Origin of the sequence: Enterococcus sp. DIV1537a, assembly GCF_051712085.1 — a bacterium.
Classification (GTDB): domain Bacteria; phylum Bacillota; class Bacilli; order Lactobacillales; family Enterococcaceae; genus Enterococcus; species Enterococcus faecalis.
The window spans coordinates 118,126-132,360 of the sequence record NZ_JBIOOE010000001.1 but is presented as its reverse complement, the minus strand read 5'-3'; the positions used below and the strand labels follow the sequence as shown (position 1 = coordinate 132,360).

Genomic DNA, 14,235 nt, shown 5'->3' with positions numbered 1-14,235 from the left:
TCCTCTTTTCTTTTTGTTTTATTCCGTAATAATATCGTGAATCAAAATAGGCTCTTCGCCGGTTGGTCCAATTTCAATGTTTTTATAAAGCAATTGTTCAACTTCTGTCACGTCTTCACGATTGGCGTAAATGGTCAATAATGATTCGCCTTTTTCAACTGGGCTCCCCACTTTTTTGTGAAGTTTCAAGCCAACTGCAAAATCAATCGTATCTTCTTTCGTAGCACGACCAGCGCCCAGCAACATTGCGGCAACGCCAATTTCATTGGCAACGATTTTTTGTACCACGCCTGTTTCTTTGGCAGGTAAATCAAATTGATAAGTCGCGGTTAATAATTTTTCTGGCTGGTCAACAACGGAACTGTCGCCGCCTTGATTTTCAATCATTTCTTTAAATTTTGCGAGCGCTCGACCGCTTGTTAAAGCTTCTTCCAATAAAGCCCGTGCTTCGTCTAACGTCTCGGCTTTTTTAGCTAAAACGACCATCTGACTTCCCAAGACATAGCACATCTCCACTAAATCTTCTGGTCCATTTCCTTGCAAGGTCTCGATTGCTTCAACGATTTCTAAACTGTTTCCGATGGCCTCCCCTAAAGGTTGTGACATGTCTGAAATTACTGCCATCGTTTGGCGATTTGCCAGTTTCCCAATGCGAACCATTGTTTCTGCTAATCGACGAGCACTTGCTAGGTCTTTCATAAAGGCCCCTTCACCAGTAGTCACGTCTAAGACAATCGCATCTGCCCCTGCGGCAATTTTTTTACTCATAATGGAACTTGCAATTAATGGAATTGAGTCAACAGTGGCGGTCACATCACGTAACGCATAAAGTTTTTTGTCTGCTGGTGCTAGATCACCTGACTGACCAATCACTGCCACTTTTGTATCGTTCACCAATTGAATAAAACGTTCTTCTGTCAATTCAACTTTAAAACCAGGAATCGCTTCTAATTTATCCAACGTACCGCCCGTGTAGCCTAAGCCACGACCAGACATTTTTGCTACATTGACCCCGACACTAGCAACTAATGGCGCTAAAATAAGCGTCGTAGTGTCGCCTACGCCACCTGTAGAATGCTTGTCGACTTTGATTCCTTCTATAGAAGAAAGATCCACAATTTCGCCTGAATGGACCATTGCTAACGTCATTTGTGTAATTTCTTCGTCTGTCATATCTTGGTAAAAAACAGCCATTAAAAAGGCACTTACCTGATAATCTGGAATTGAACCATCTGTGTATCCGTTGATAATAAATTGAATTTCTTCGCTTGTTAGTTGATGCCCGTCACGTTTCTTTTCAATAATGTCTACCATTCTCATGAATTCGTTCCCTCCGATTTCCCGATAATGTATTATACAACAAAATCGTTCAGCTTTAAACCATTTAGTAAACCAGTTTACTATTATTTTTTTCTTGTGAAAACGCAAACAACACGAACATTCTATTTCTAAGCTGTTTTTTAAATCGGTTTTGTGCTTTTTCTAGCAATAAACGTCGCATCGAAAACTTTATTCGGCACTTTCCCTGTTGGATCTGCAATAGCTTCCACCAAAAATTTTGCTGCATAATAGCCAATATCAAAACTCGGCTGATAGACGGTTGTTAAACTCGGCACCAAATATTCGGAAATTTCCAAGCCATCAAAACCAACCACCGAAATATCGTCAGGAATTTTCTTGCCCGCTTCTTCAATGGCTTGATAAGCTCCCATCGCCATTTCATCATTGCCACAAAAAATTGCTGTGATTTCTTCATTTTTCAAAACTTCTTTCGCCGCAGCATAGCCGCCATGCAAGTTCAATTCCCCAGCACAAACATAATGCGGACGAAAAGGTAAATTGTTGTCCTGTAACGCATGCTGATACGCCGTCACTCGTTCCGTCAAACGATAATAGCCGGCACTTTCACGCAACATGCCAATATGCTGATGCCCTTGTTGAATCAAATGATGGACCGCTTGATAAGCACCTTCGTACTCTTTAACGATTAATCGTCCACTATCTCGTGGATTAATCCCACGATCGACAAGAATGACAGGAATCGGATGTTCTCGTCGGTCTTTTAAAATATGATTTTCTGGCAAAACATTCGGCGTGGCAAAAATAATGCCATCCACCGACCGATGAATCAACTCGCTAACATATTGCATCGCTTGCTCGGAATCATGCTTTGAATTGCATAACAAAATCATGTAGCCTAACGAATTTAAATATGTTTCCACACCTTCAATCACTTTTGAGAAAAAGAAATCCGTCACATCTGGCACAATCATACCAATGGTTTTGGAATGACGGTTGATTACATTCGAAGCAAAGTAATCTGGCTTGTAATGATTTTCAGCGACTACCGCCAACACCTTGTTGCGGGTTTTTTCACTGAAACGACTCCCTTTATTATTCAGAATTTGTGAGACGGTTGTGACAGAAACACCAGCCATATCAGCAATTTCTTTAATCGTTAGTTTCATCGCGCCCCTCCCAACGTCTCCTTTTGCATTGACAGACATTTGTAGACGTGTTACAGTCTTCAAAATACTTATCGAATCTTTTACATTTTAACAAAAAAAAGACAAAAGAAATAGACTAAAAAGATTAAAAAACAAAAGAAAATGGAGGCTATTTTTTTCATGGAAGAATCCCGTGTCCGTCAATTACCAAAAATCGAGTTGCACTGTCACTTAGATGGGTCGATTCGACCAACCACTTTACGCACCATTGCTGAAAAACAAAACATTCCATTACCCCAAGACGAACAAGCCTTGAAAGAGTTAGTGGTTGCCCCTGAAAAATGCACCGATTTGAATGATTATTTAACTCGGTTCGACTTCGTGCTAACCTGTCTACAAACAGCTGAAGCTTTGCAAGCAGCGGCGTATGACGTGATTAGCCAAGCTGCCGAAGATGGCGTGGCTTACATAGAGGTGCGTTTTGCGCCTTCGCAACATACAGAAAAAGGCTTACGGTTACCTGAAATCGTGACCGCTGTTTTAACTGGCTTAAAACAAGGCGAAGAAGATTTTGGTGTAAAAAGCAATGCACTGTTATGCGGCATGCGGCATGACCAACAACAAGCCATAGAAAAAATCGTTCACTTAGCGCATGATTTCAGAGAGACAGGCGTTGTCGGCTTTGATTTAGCTGGCAATGAAGTCGATTTCCCTCCATACACATTTGAAGACGTATTAGCTTTAGCCAACCAATTGTCAATTCCATTAACACTCCACGCTGGGGAATGCGGCTGTGGCAAAAATGTCGCTGATGCTGTCACTTTAGGTGCCACTCGGATTGGGCACGGTATTGCTTTGAAAGATACACCCGAATATTTGGGGCTCTTAAAAGAAAAAAAGGTTCTTTTAGAAATGTGTCCAACTAGCAACTTCCAAACAGGCACCGTCAAAACATTGGCTGAATACCCTTTTCAACAATTTATAGAGGCTGGCTTAGCCGTCTGCATCAATACCGATAATCGCACTGTTTCAGATACTACGTTAACGAAAGAATTCATGAAATTGGCCACTTGGTATCAATTAAGTTATGACGAAATGAAGCAACTCACTAAAAATGCGCTTGCAGGTGCTTTTTTATCGCCAGACGAAAAAAAACTGTTGAACCAAAAAATTGATCAAGCATATCTATTCTAAAAAAGAACCTCCACTAAAGTGGAGGTTCTTTTTTACTCTGCTTCTTTAACACTTCGTAAAATATAATAGCCTTTGTCTTTTGTCACAATTTCAACATTGCCAAATACTTCAGCCATTTTCTTTTCTGCACTAGGTGCACCTTGTTTCTTTTGAATAACCACCGTTAGTGTGCCACCAACTTTCAACAACGGAAAAGCCCCTGTTAAAATGCCATGGACAACTTTTTTGCCTGAACGAATGGGCGGATTGCTAACAATAGCCGCGTAGGTCGTTTCGTTTAAGGTTTCATACACATTGGAAGAATGGATATCCACAGTAGTAATTTGGTTGCGTTGGGCGTTCATTTGAGCTAGCCCAACTGCCCGTTGGTTGACATCCACCATTTCCACCAGTCGACCAGTCGCCGCTGCTAAGGACAACCCAATTGGTCCATAGCCACAACCAACATCTAACAAACGGCCTGCTGGTAAATTTTCCCATTCAAAGGCATCAATCAACACACGAGAACCATAATCCACTGTTCCTCTTGAGAAGACCCCGCTATCGGTCGTAAACTGAAAGGTCCGACCACGTAATGGAAAAGACCAGCTTTCTAAATCATGTGCTAATTCTGGATTTTCTGTATAATAATGATTCGCCATTTTGTTCTTCCTATCTATGCTTGTTTTGGTTTTAGTCTACCTTTTATTTCTCGAACAATCAAGGCACCTAATAATTCATAGCCCACTTGTGAAAAATGCAAACCATCCGCTTGTAAAAATTCATCCGTTCCAGGATAAACAGTCATCGCTTTATACAAATCAATAACTGGCAAGTTATGTGCCGCTCCGACTTCTTGTGCAACCTTGACCAATTCCTTGATACGCGTTTGTGGACGTTCTGGACGTCTGCCACTATCCGCATATGGTGGTGTAATTAAAATCACCTTTTCTGAACCAATTTCGTGAATCATTGTTTCAAGGTTTTCTCTAAACGTGGCTACTGTTATATTTCGATCCAGTGACGCATCATTGGCGCCAAAGAAAATCACCACCTCATCAGGTTTCTCAATTAGTACTTCTTTATTTAATCGTTTTAAACCATCCTCTGTTGTATCGCCAGGCATTCCAGCATTAATAACGGCCACTTCTTCTAGACCCATCGCAGCAATATCCCGTTTCACTAAGTCAACAAGAACAGGTGAGACGGCTTCCTCTAAATAACCAGCAGTAATGCTATCACCAAATAATACAATTTTTCTCATGGCTTTTCCCCTCTTTTCTAACAGTTTTCTCTTTTCATGATACCATTTTCATCATAAATTGGCGAAGAAGGGAATTCTTTTGTAAAATCCTGTGTTTCCCTTGTGAAATTATGGTAAAATGTACAAAGATTGAACAGGGTTTGGTGGAGGAACAATGGACGATAAAATGAATTACTACCCAATTTCCAGAGAAGAATGGCATGGGTTTTATCATGACGGCAAAGCACCGTTAACCGAAGCAGAATTGGATAACATTAAAAGTGTGAACGACCAAATTTCACTAAAAGATGTACAAGAAATTTATGTACCCTTAACGCATCTTATTCATTTGTACATGAAAGAATTTGAATCGCTAACACTTAGCAAAGGATTATTCCTACATGAATATGTCTCTGTACCACCATTCATCATTGGAATTGCCGGCAGTGTCGCCGTTGGTAAAAGCACCACCGCTCGTCTTTTGCAAAGAATTCTGGCCCGAACGTTTAAACGAAGAAACGTTCAACTCATTACAACGGATGGATTTTTGTATCCCAATAAAGTGTTAGAAGAACAGGGAATTATGGACCGAAAAGGGTTTCCTGAAAGTTATGACATGGAGAAGCTAATTAATTTCTTAAACGAAGTCAAAAGCGGCAAAGACGAAATTAAAGCACCCGTCTATTCTCACAGTGTCTACGATGTTATCGAAGGCGAATATGAGTTGATTCAACAACCAGATATTTTGATTGTTGAAGGCATTAACACCTTACAGTTACCCGCCAATCAACAAATTTATGTGAGTGATTTTTTTGATTTTTCTATTTTTGTAGATGCCGATCCAGCCTTAATTGAAAAATGGTACCTAGAACGTTTTGGGGCCTTATTAGATACGGCTTTCTTAGATCCTAATAATTATTATTACCAATATGCAATTGGCAAACGAGAAGATGCTTTCGCCATGGCACGGAATGTTTGGAAAACCGTGAACTTGCCGAACTTGGAGGAATATATCTTGCCAACGCGCGGACGTGCGGACATTATTTTGCATAAAACGGAAAATCATTTGATTGACCAAATCTATCTACGTAAATATTAAGGGTTGACGAGCTAAGAAATATCCTGTATCTTTTGTAGAAATATCCTTGAAAATTTTCAGCAGAATGCATGACTTTCAAGGAGTAAAATGTTTTAATAAGTATAGCTAGACAAAGAAGAGTACGGAACAAAAGTGAACCACTTTTTAACCGCCTGATTCTCGGCTGTTTAAAAGTAGCCCCTGCGGAATTAAGCCAAAATTTTCTAAAAATCGTAAAACAATTTTTGAAAATCCTTTCTTAATTCTTGGTGCTGACCACTTTTTAACCGCCTTTTCTTTAGATAAATTTAAATGGATAAGGGGTAATAGACGTGACTAACGTTGCCGATTTAACATCTGTCGAAAAAATTATTGTTTTAGACTTTGGTAGTCAGTTTAACCAATTGATTACTCGTCGTATTCGTGAATTTGGCGTATTCTCTGAGTTATTAAGCCACCGAACTACGGCAGAAGAAATTCGCAAAATCGCGCCTAAAGGAATCATCTTCTCAGGTGGACCAAACAGCGTGTATGACAAAGATGCTTTTAGCATTGATCCAGAAATTTATGAGTTAGGAATTCCCATTCTTGGCATCTGCTACGGTATGCAATTAATGACTCATAACTTAGGCGGAAAAGTAGAACCTGCCGCAAACCGTGAATACGGAAAAGCAGAATTAGAAATCCTTGGTGATGCGACATTATTCCAAGGAACACCTGCGAAACAAACCGTTTGGATGAGCCACGGTGATTTAGTAACAGAAATCGCTCCTGGATTCGAAAAAGTTGGGACAAGCAACGATTGTCCAATCGCTTCTATCGAAGATGCCAACCGCAAATTCTACGGCGTACAATTTCACCCAGAAGTTCGGCATTCAGAATATGGTAACGACTTATTACGTCACTTTGCTTTTGATGTTTGTGGCTGTACTGGTGACTGGAGCATGGAAAACTTCATCGATATGGAAGTCGCTAAAATCCGTGAACAAGTAGGCGATAAAAAAGTCTTACTTGGTTTATCAGGTGGCGTTGACTCAAGTGTTGTCGGCGTGCTTTTACAAAAAGCCATTGGCGACCAATTAACTTGTATCTTCGTTGACCATGGATTATTACGTAAAGGTGAAGCAGAACAAGTAATGGAAAGTTTAGGCGGTAAATTTGGCTTAAACATTATTAAAGTAGATGCAAAAGAACGCTTCTTAAGCAAATTAGCAGGCGTTTCTGACCCTGAACAAAAACGTAAAATCATCGGTAACGAATTTGTGTATGTTTTTGATGACGAAGCAACTAAACTTGCTGGGGAAGAAGGCGTTTCATTCCTAGCACAAGGAACTCTTTACACAGACGTCATCGAATCTGGTACAGAAACTGCGCAAACAATTAAATCACATCACAACGTTGGTGGTCTTCCTGAAGACATGCAATTTGAATTAATTGAACCTTTAAATACATTATTCAAAGACGAAGTTCGTGCCTTAGGAACTGAACTTGGCATGCCTGATGCAATCGTTTGGCGCCAACCATTCCCAGGACCAGGATTAGGTATTCGTGTGCTTGGTGAAATTACAGAAGATAAATTACAAATCGTTCGTGATTCAGATGCTATCCTACGTGAAGAAATCGCAGCAGCTGGCTTAGATCGTGACATTTGGCAGTACTTTACTGTCTTACCTGGCATCCGCTCAGTAGGCGTTATGGGCGATGGCCGTACCTACGATTACACAGTCGGTATCCGTGCTGTGACTTCTATCGACGGCATGACCGCTGACTTTGCCCGTATCCCTTGGGATGTTTTACAAAAAATCTCTGTGCGCATCGTGAACGAAGTTGCACATGTAAACCGTATCGTGTACGATATTACTTCAAAACCACCTGCAACTGTGGAGTGGGAATAACAATCAACCCGCTAGAAAACCTATTTTATAGGTGTTTCTAGCGGGTTTTCTTTTGTGTTATCACACTTTGCTCCACCGCCCTCAAAGTCCTATAATTTAATCATAAGAATAGTGGCTATTAATAAAATTCATCAATTAAAAAGAAGCGATTTCAACATGTCAAAAAAAACTTTTCTTAAGTATGGTTTTGTTGTCCTCTTCATAGGAATTTTTTTACTTCGTGCCCAAAAATTTATTTCTGAGCCCCTTTCGTACCTTTTTTCGGGTATTCTTTTGCTTATTGTTGCGTATTTAATACTCGTGAAAAAAATGAACTTTTTCTCAAGTTTGCTCACAGTTACCGACCAGCCTTCTTCTACCCAACAACGATTAGGTCAACTTTCTGGTCTTGTCAGTTTATTGCTTGGTTTACTTCTGGTAATTCTTAGCTTCATTTTCTTTCTCCAACCTTGATTCCCCCTTGACTCTCCCTTCACTCTTGGCTATGATTACCTTAGCAAGTACAATGGTGTACTGTGAACAGTCGAGCAACGGCGCTCAAAAAGATTGGCTTTCGTGCATTCTTTTTGAGGGCTTTTTATTTTTAGAAAGTAGGGAAATTGAATGGAAAAAATGTACCGCAGTCCGTATGAAGCGTACCCGTATCTATCTTCTAAACCAGAAGATTTACGATGTGATTTTGAATTAATGACTGATGAATTGGCCTCGATGACAGGTCTTCTACGAGGATATGTGCAACAATTAGACGTCCCTGAACAGCCTGCACTAACAGAAGAACTAGCCAAAATTTGCGAGTTAATCTACCATGTCAATCCAACGACCCGAACAAAATTAACAGTCACAGAGGAAGAAATAGCCTGGCTTTTGGAACGTGTCAATACTATGAATGAACTGACATACGAAGAAAATCGTCCTTTTGTTTTACCGATGGGCACAATCTGTTCCTCTTATGCACACATTTTAAGAGCCAAAGCCAAAGATATTGTTCGTTTACTTTATCGCATGGACTATGGTGGTAAAAAAATTGATCCGCAGCTGTATGATGTAGTCAACTTACTCTCAGGTTACTTTTTCATGTTAGCTTTGTATCTAAATCAGCTCGAAAATGGTGAAGAAGTTCCCTTTGTTTCTCGCAACTATTCTATTTAAAAAGTACACCGACCGCTAACGACGAATTGCTAGCGGTCGGTGTACTTTTTATACAGGTAAGTACGCTTCCCCTTTTGCAAATAGTTTAGCAGTACCACCAATAATGACTCGATCTTCTTTCACTTCACAAGTTAAAAATCCGCCTCTTGGGGACACTTGATAGGCCGAAAGGGTCATTTGATTGAGCCGTTTTCCCCAATAAGGAATTAAATTGGCGTGCGCAGAACCACAAACTGGATCTTCGTTAATTCTTAGTTTCGGGAAAAAAGTTCGTGAAACAAAATCCACCGAGTCTCCTGATGCCGTTACAATGACTCCTACTCCTAAATCCAATGCTTTTAATGCAGAAAAATCTGGTGTGATTTTTGCCACTGTCTCTTCGTCTTTTAAGACAAAAAATAAATCGCGACCCAAATAAGCTTCATAAATTTTCGTGCCTAAAGCGGCTTCATACTCTGGCAAAATTGGAATCCTTTCCGGTAGGATATAAGGAAAATCTAGATAATAGTATTCCTCTTTTTTGGTCACTGCGAGCGGTCCACTTTGACTAGTAAAATGAAGCGTTTCTTCCGCAACGGAATAATAGTTAAATAACACAAAAGCCGTCGCTAATGTAGCATGTCCACAGAGATCGATTTCTCGTTCCGGCGTAAACCAGCGTAGGGCGTAACTTTGTCCCTCCTTGACCGTAAAAGCAGTCTCTGACAAATTATTTTCAATCGCAATGTTTTGCATCACCGCTTCTGGCAACCACTTTTCCAAAACATAAACAGCGGCGGGATTGCCTTTAAAAACTTCCTCCGCAAAAGCATCGACAATATAATAGTGATAACTCATTTTAATTCTCTCCTTGTATTTTTTGATAAATGTATTCCGCGCAACACAAATCCTCAACTGCTAAGCCAACCGCATCAAAAATCGTACGGCCTTTCTGCTCCGCCTTTAGTTTAACTTTGCCAGTCACTAATTCGCCGAGAGAACCTACAATTTTTTCAGCTGAAAAGGCACCTTCTGAAATCGGAATTAAAAGATCCCCGCTTTCTTTTAATGCAGCCGCGTACTCATCTACAAACACTTGACTGTTTTTAACAAGGTCGCTTGTTAATTCTCTGGAAGTCGGCGTGAATGTACCAATTGCATTAATATGGGCATTCGGCAAAACGTCTTTTTCTTCTAAAAATGCGTCCTGACTGGAAGTTAGTGTACAGATAATTTCTGCTTCCTGGACGGCTTCTTGGACAGAAGAACAACCAATAAAGGTACATGCGGGGTAATTGTGCTGTTGCTTAGCGATTAATTTTCGTGCACGTTCTGCTGTTCGGTCATATATAAAAACCTTTTCAATCGCCCGAACGCTTTGTAGCGCTGCGAGATGAGATGAAGCTTGTTGACCTGCACCAATCAAAGCGATACTTTTTGCCTTTGGAGCTGCTAAATAATCGGTTGCCAAAGCAGAAACAGCTGCTGTGCGAAGCCACGTAATCGCATTGGCGTCCATCATCGCGACTGGTCTTCCAGTAGAACTATCAAACAATAAAATTTGACCAAGATGCGAGGCCAAATTTTTTTGTGGATTTTCTGGAAAAGCTGTAATGATTTTTGCCCCAAAAAAGCGATTTTTTCCTAAGTAAGCAGGCATTAATGCAAAAAGATTCTGATTTTCCCCATCTGGTAAAACCTCTACATGGCGCTCACTTTGCGAAATTTTTCCTTTTTGCAACTCTGCAAAGCAACGTTTCATCACTTGAATTGCTTCGGAAAACGACAATTGTTGAATAACCCTCTCATAAGAAATAATGTCCATCTGAATTCCTCCCTTTGCGCTATCATAAACCAGACAAACAATACACTCAATGTTATAATTGTATGGAATACAATTTTATAGAAAGGTAGTTCCCCTCATGCCGATTAATTCCTATGAGAACTATGCGTTGTCATGGCGCCCTGTTAAAGAACGTTTAACAAGACCTTATTACCAATCATTGGTTCAACAATTAGAAGCGGATATCTTATCTGGTGCGCTTCAAAAAAATGTGAAATTGCCTTCGCAAAGAGAATTAGCTGATTACTTGGATCTGAATTTCACGACGATTGGTCAAGCTTATAAACACGCTATGGAAAAAGGCTTACTTTATACCAACATCGGTAGCGGCACCTTCGTTTCTCCCAACGCGTTTCACTCAATTACAATCTCTACCAACCAAGTAGCGGACCATCTAATTGATTTAGGGCTGGTTAGTTCCTTTGATATGTGTAATCAGCGGATTTTACCTTTTATTGAATCCGTTAGTAAAAATGCGGCCCTTAACAGTTTGCTAAATTATCGCGATCCTTTAGGTACGCACTTTCAACGAGCAACCGCTGCCGAATGGCTTCAGACACAAGGCGTTCGGACCAATGCCGAAGAAGTTGCCATTGTATCTGGTGTCCAGAATGGGCTGGCCGTGACGTTAGCCGCCGCTTTTTCTCCAGGTCAGCGGATTGCCGTAGATCGATACACGTATTCAAATTTTATTGAACTCGCCCAGCTTTATCATTTAGAAATCGTCCCGATTGGCTATGATTCCGAGGGGATGGACCCAGAGCATTTACTGCAAGAATGCAAAAAGAAAAAAATACACGGTATTTTCTTAATGCCCGCATGTAATAACCCGATTGGTTTCCAAATGTCTAGCGCCCGCCGAATGACTTTAGCTGAAATCATTCAGCAAGAACACTTATGGGTAATTGAAGATGACATTCATTCTTTTTTAACAACTTATGCACAGCAAGCAGTTTTACCAACGTTTCAAGAACTCTTACCTCAACAAACGATTTACTTAGCGGGGATGACAAAGTTTGTCTGTACAGGCTTACGCATTGCGTACCTTGTTTTCCCTCCGCTTCTTCGCCAAGAAATAGAGCGTGCGATTTTTAACATTAACGTTAAAACTTCTGGCTTTGATGCTGAAATTGTCACCCAAGTCTTACGCTCACCAGTTGCAGAAGAATTAGTGATAGAAAAATTGGCTTTAACAAAACAAGCCAATGACTTATTTGATACCATTTTTGGGTTAGCTAGACCTAGCAATCCTTTGCCGTACTACCGAACTATTCCCCTTTCTACCGAAAAAACGGCGCCGCAAATTGAACAAGAATTTCTCCAAAATGGGGTACGTCTTTTTCACTCGAGCCGCTTTACTGTGCAAAATCAGCCAGATGCTTTTTTACGAATTTCCTTGGCCTCCAATCAGCTTGAGGTATTGGCGAAAGGATTAACCATTATCCAAGAACTCTTACCGACATTAAACGAAAAGAAAGGACATTCCCTATGAATTCATTGCCAATACTTGAAAAAGCAGTGGGCGCGATCACCCTGCTTTCCGAAGAAAAACAAAATGCCGAATATGAAGGCTTTTTATGTCAAGTTAATGAATCGCAACAACTTATCCGCAGTCGCTTAGCCAAAAAAACGCCGAAAAAAGAAGGCTATTTTGTAGCCTTCTGGGAAAAAAATCAACAAAATCAGAACGAAGCCTTTGATGCTACGGAAGCCCCTGAAATGTTAGCAATTGTCATTGCTGATCAAGAAAAGCAAGGTCTCTTTCTTCTGCCGAAAGAATGTTTAATCCAACAAAAAATTCTCAAAACGCACCAACAAAAAGGCAAATTGGCGGCCCGTTTTTATCCTTCTTGGTGCCAAAATCTTAATCAAACCGCCAAAAAAACACAAAAATGGCAACTAGCTTACTTTACTGATTTATCTAAATACTAAAAACGTCAGCTGGCTTCAGAAGCCAGCTGACGTTTGTTTATTTTACTGTTTAGCCAATTGGTGGCGTACCTTCTGCGTTCCCAGCAATCGCTTCGATTTGAATCTGGGCACCTTTTGGTAAATCCGTCACACCAATCACTCTTCTGGCAGGCGTGCCTTCAGGGAAGTACGTTTGGTAGACGTCATCTACTGCCGCCAGCTCTTCAATCTCTTTCACAAAAATGTTCACTTTCACCAGATCAGCTAAGCTATGATCCACACTTTCAATAATCGCTTTGATGTTTTCTAAACATTGCGTCGTTTGTTCCTTGATTTCGCCAGCGACTAACGCATTTGTTTTAGGGTCTAATGGTAGCTGAGCTGATAGATGGTTGTAATGAGAAAAAGCAACAGTTTGTGTCGAAAATGGACACTTCGGTGCGTGATCTGTATTATTTGCTTCAATAATTAATCCATGTCGATCTTCAATCGCTTGTGGTGGCGTACCATCCCCATGAGAAACCACCGCTTCTACTTGCACCGCCGCGCCCATTGGTAAATCAGCAACAGCAATCACTGTTCGTGCTGGCATGTAATTGACCGTACGCGCAATTCCTGAATCTGGGAAAAAAGCGGCATATACTTGATTGACAGCTTCTAGCTTAGATAAATCTTTTAAATAAATATTGACCTTCACAATATCATCAAAAGGCACATCAATACTGGTTAAAATGGCTTTTATGTTCTTCAAACATTGTTTTGTTTGCGTTTTAACACAGCCAGCCACAACTCTGCCCGTTTGAGGATCTATAGGCAATTGTGCAGACAGATTGTTATAGTGAGAAAACGCGACCGTTTGACTGGCTAGAGCATCAATTGGTGCCTGAACAGTCTGATTTGTTAATTTAATTAAATCCCCGGCTTGAGGTGCATTAGGGATAGTTCCTTCCCCATTTGAAACAAGTGCCTCCATTTGAACAGAAGCGCCTAACGGCAAATCTGCGACGGCGATCACTGTTTTAGCTGGATAATAATGGGTAAAAAAGGCCGCATAGACCTCCTCAACTGCGGCAACATCCCGCATGTCTTTGACAAAAATGGTCATTCTGACAATGTCACTCATCACATGGTTGATACTTTCAACAACCGCTTGGATATTTTTCAAACATTGTGTCGCTTGGGCCCGAATGTCACCTTCTACCAATTGTCCAGAGGTTGGCTCAATAGGTAACTGTGCCGACAAATGATTATAGTGGGAAAATGCGACTGTTTGGGTTGTGAGAGGATGCTTTGGTGCACGCTCTGTATTTCTTGCTAAGACGATATTTTCATTACTCATAACTCTACTCCCTTTTTTAGCATTCCAACAAAAATGATTCCGCTTACATTTTCAAACATTAAACTTCCAACAAGATCCTTTTTATTTTCCTGCTTTTCTATTAATGGTGATAGCTTTCCACCACCACTTCTTTCAGTCTACAATAAGAACAGGAACATTTCAATAAGGCATTCCTAAA

The 14,235-nt window shown here is 40.5% G+C and carries 14 protein-coding genes; 7 read left to right on the top strand and 7 right to left on the bottom strand.

Translation table 11 applies throughout. The features are described from left to right. Nucleotides 1-18: 18 nt before the first annotated feature. Together IGJ41_RS00575 and IGJ41_RS00570 are read right to left on the bottom strand one after the other, a co-directional pair. Complete coding sequence (locus IGJ41_RS00575; RefSeq protein WP_002356165.1) at nucleotides 19-1,320, bottom strand: pyrimidine-nucleoside phosphorylase; 1,302 nt, start codon at nucleotides 1,318-1,320, stop codon at nucleotides 19-21. A gap of 140 nt (nucleotides 1,321-1,460) precedes the next feature. Further along, nucleotides 1,461-2,468, bottom strand: coding sequence for a substrate-binding domain-containing protein (locus IGJ41_RS00570; protein ID WP_002356164.1), 1,008 nt, complete (start codon nucleotides 2,466-2,468; stop codon nucleotides 1,461-1,463). 141 nt (nucleotides 2,469-2,609) lie between these two features. Between IGJ41_RS00570 and add the strand changes: the two genes are divergently transcribed. After that, on the top strand, nucleotides 2,610-3,641 hold the full coding sequence (gene add / locus IGJ41_RS00565) for an adenosine deaminase (RefSeq protein ID WP_002394590.1): 1,032 nt from the start codon (nucleotides 2,610-2,612) through the stop codon (nucleotides 3,639-3,641). A 32-nt stretch (nucleotides 3,642-3,673) separates the two neighbouring features. Here add and IGJ41_RS00560 read toward each other — a convergent pair whose 3' ends face one another. Both IGJ41_RS00560 and IGJ41_RS00555 read right to left on the bottom strand, forming a co-directional pair. Beyond that, nucleotides 3,674-4,282: a class I SAM-dependent methyltransferase gene (locus IGJ41_RS00560; RefSeq protein ID WP_438713648.1), complete on the bottom strand. Its 609-nt coding sequence runs from the start codon at nucleotides 4,280-4,282 to the stop codon at nucleotides 3,674-3,676. 14 nt (nucleotides 4,283-4,296) lie between these two features. Continuing rightward, the gene (locus IGJ41_RS00555) at nucleotides 4,297-4,884 is read right to left on the bottom strand and encodes an SGNH/GDSL hydrolase family protein (RefSeq protein WP_002383835.1); all 588 of its coding nucleotides are present in this window, start codon (nucleotides 4,882-4,884) and stop codon (nucleotides 4,297-4,299) included. A gap of 154 nt (nucleotides 4,885-5,038) precedes the next feature. On the opposite strand from IGJ41_RS00555, the gene coaA reads away from it, so the two are divergent. The 4 genes from coaA (at nucleotide 5,039) to IGJ41_RS00535 (ending at nucleotide 8,985) form a co-directional block, all read left to right on the top strand. Further along, complete coding sequence (coaA, locus tag IGJ41_RS00550) at nucleotides 5,039-5,962, top strand: type I pantothenate kinase (RefSeq protein WP_002356160.1); 924 nt, start codon at nucleotides 5,039-5,041, stop codon at nucleotides 5,960-5,962. A gap of 311 nt (nucleotides 5,963-6,273) precedes the next feature. Next, nucleotides 6,274-7,836: a glutamine-hydrolyzing GMP synthase gene (gene guaA, locus IGJ41_RS00545; protein ID WP_002356158.1), complete on the top strand. Its 1,563-nt coding sequence runs from the start codon at nucleotides 6,274-6,276 to the stop codon at nucleotides 7,834-7,836. Nucleotides 7,837-7,947: 111 nt separating this feature from the next. Further along, nucleotides 7,948-8,289: a hypothetical protein gene (locus tag IGJ41_RS00540; protein ID WP_025191068.1), complete on the top strand. Its 342-nt coding sequence runs from the start codon at nucleotides 7,948-7,950 to the stop codon at nucleotides 8,287-8,289. A gap of 150 nt (nucleotides 8,290-8,439) precedes the next feature. After that, nucleotides 8,440-8,985 (top strand): ATP:cob(I)alamin adenosyltransferase, encoded by a 546-nt coding sequence (locus IGJ41_RS00535; protein ID WP_002383833.1) that lies wholly within the window; start codon nucleotides 8,440-8,442, stop codon nucleotides 8,983-8,985. 48 nt (nucleotides 8,986-9,033) lie between these two features. Here the strand turns inward: IGJ41_RS00535 and IGJ41_RS00530 are convergent, their stop codons facing one another. Then, on the bottom strand, nucleotides 9,034-9,822 hold the full coding sequence (locus IGJ41_RS00530) for a PhzF family phenazine biosynthesis protein (protein WP_010827086.1): 789 nt from the start codon (nucleotides 9,820-9,822) through the stop codon (nucleotides 9,034-9,036). A 1-nt stretch (nucleotide 9,823) separates the two neighbouring features. After that, the gene (locus tag IGJ41_RS00525) at nucleotides 9,824-10,789 is read right to left on the bottom strand and encodes an ornithine cyclodeaminase family protein (protein WP_010827085.1); all 966 of its coding nucleotides are present in this window, start codon (nucleotides 10,787-10,789) and stop codon (nucleotides 9,824-9,826) included. Nucleotides 10,790-10,886: 97 nt separating this feature from the next. Here IGJ41_RS00525 and IGJ41_RS00520 point away from each other — a divergent pair, with 97 nt between their 5' ends. Both IGJ41_RS00520 and IGJ41_RS00515 read left to right on the top strand, forming a co-directional pair. Next, complete coding sequence (locus IGJ41_RS00520; protein WP_002373794.1) at nucleotides 10,887-12,299, top strand: PLP-dependent aminotransferase family protein; 1,413 nt, start codon at nucleotides 10,887-10,889, stop codon at nucleotides 12,297-12,299. After that, entirely contained in the window at nucleotides 12,296-12,739 is a 444-nt protein-coding gene (locus IGJ41_RS00515) for a MepB family protein (protein ID WP_010827084.1), read from the top strand. Before IGJ41_RS00520 ends, IGJ41_RS00515 begins: the two co-directional genes overlap by 4 nt. Nucleotides 12,740-12,788: 49 nt before the next feature. Here the strand turns inward: IGJ41_RS00515 and IGJ41_RS00510 are convergent, their stop codons facing one another. Next, nucleotides 12,789-14,057 carry a RidA family protein gene (locus IGJ41_RS00510; RefSeq protein ID WP_010827083.1) on the bottom strand — a complete coding sequence of 423 codons (1,269 nt, stop codon included), beginning with the start codon at nucleotides 14,055-14,057 and terminating at the stop codon, nucleotides 12,789-12,791. Nucleotides 14,058-14,235: the final 178 nt, after the last annotated feature.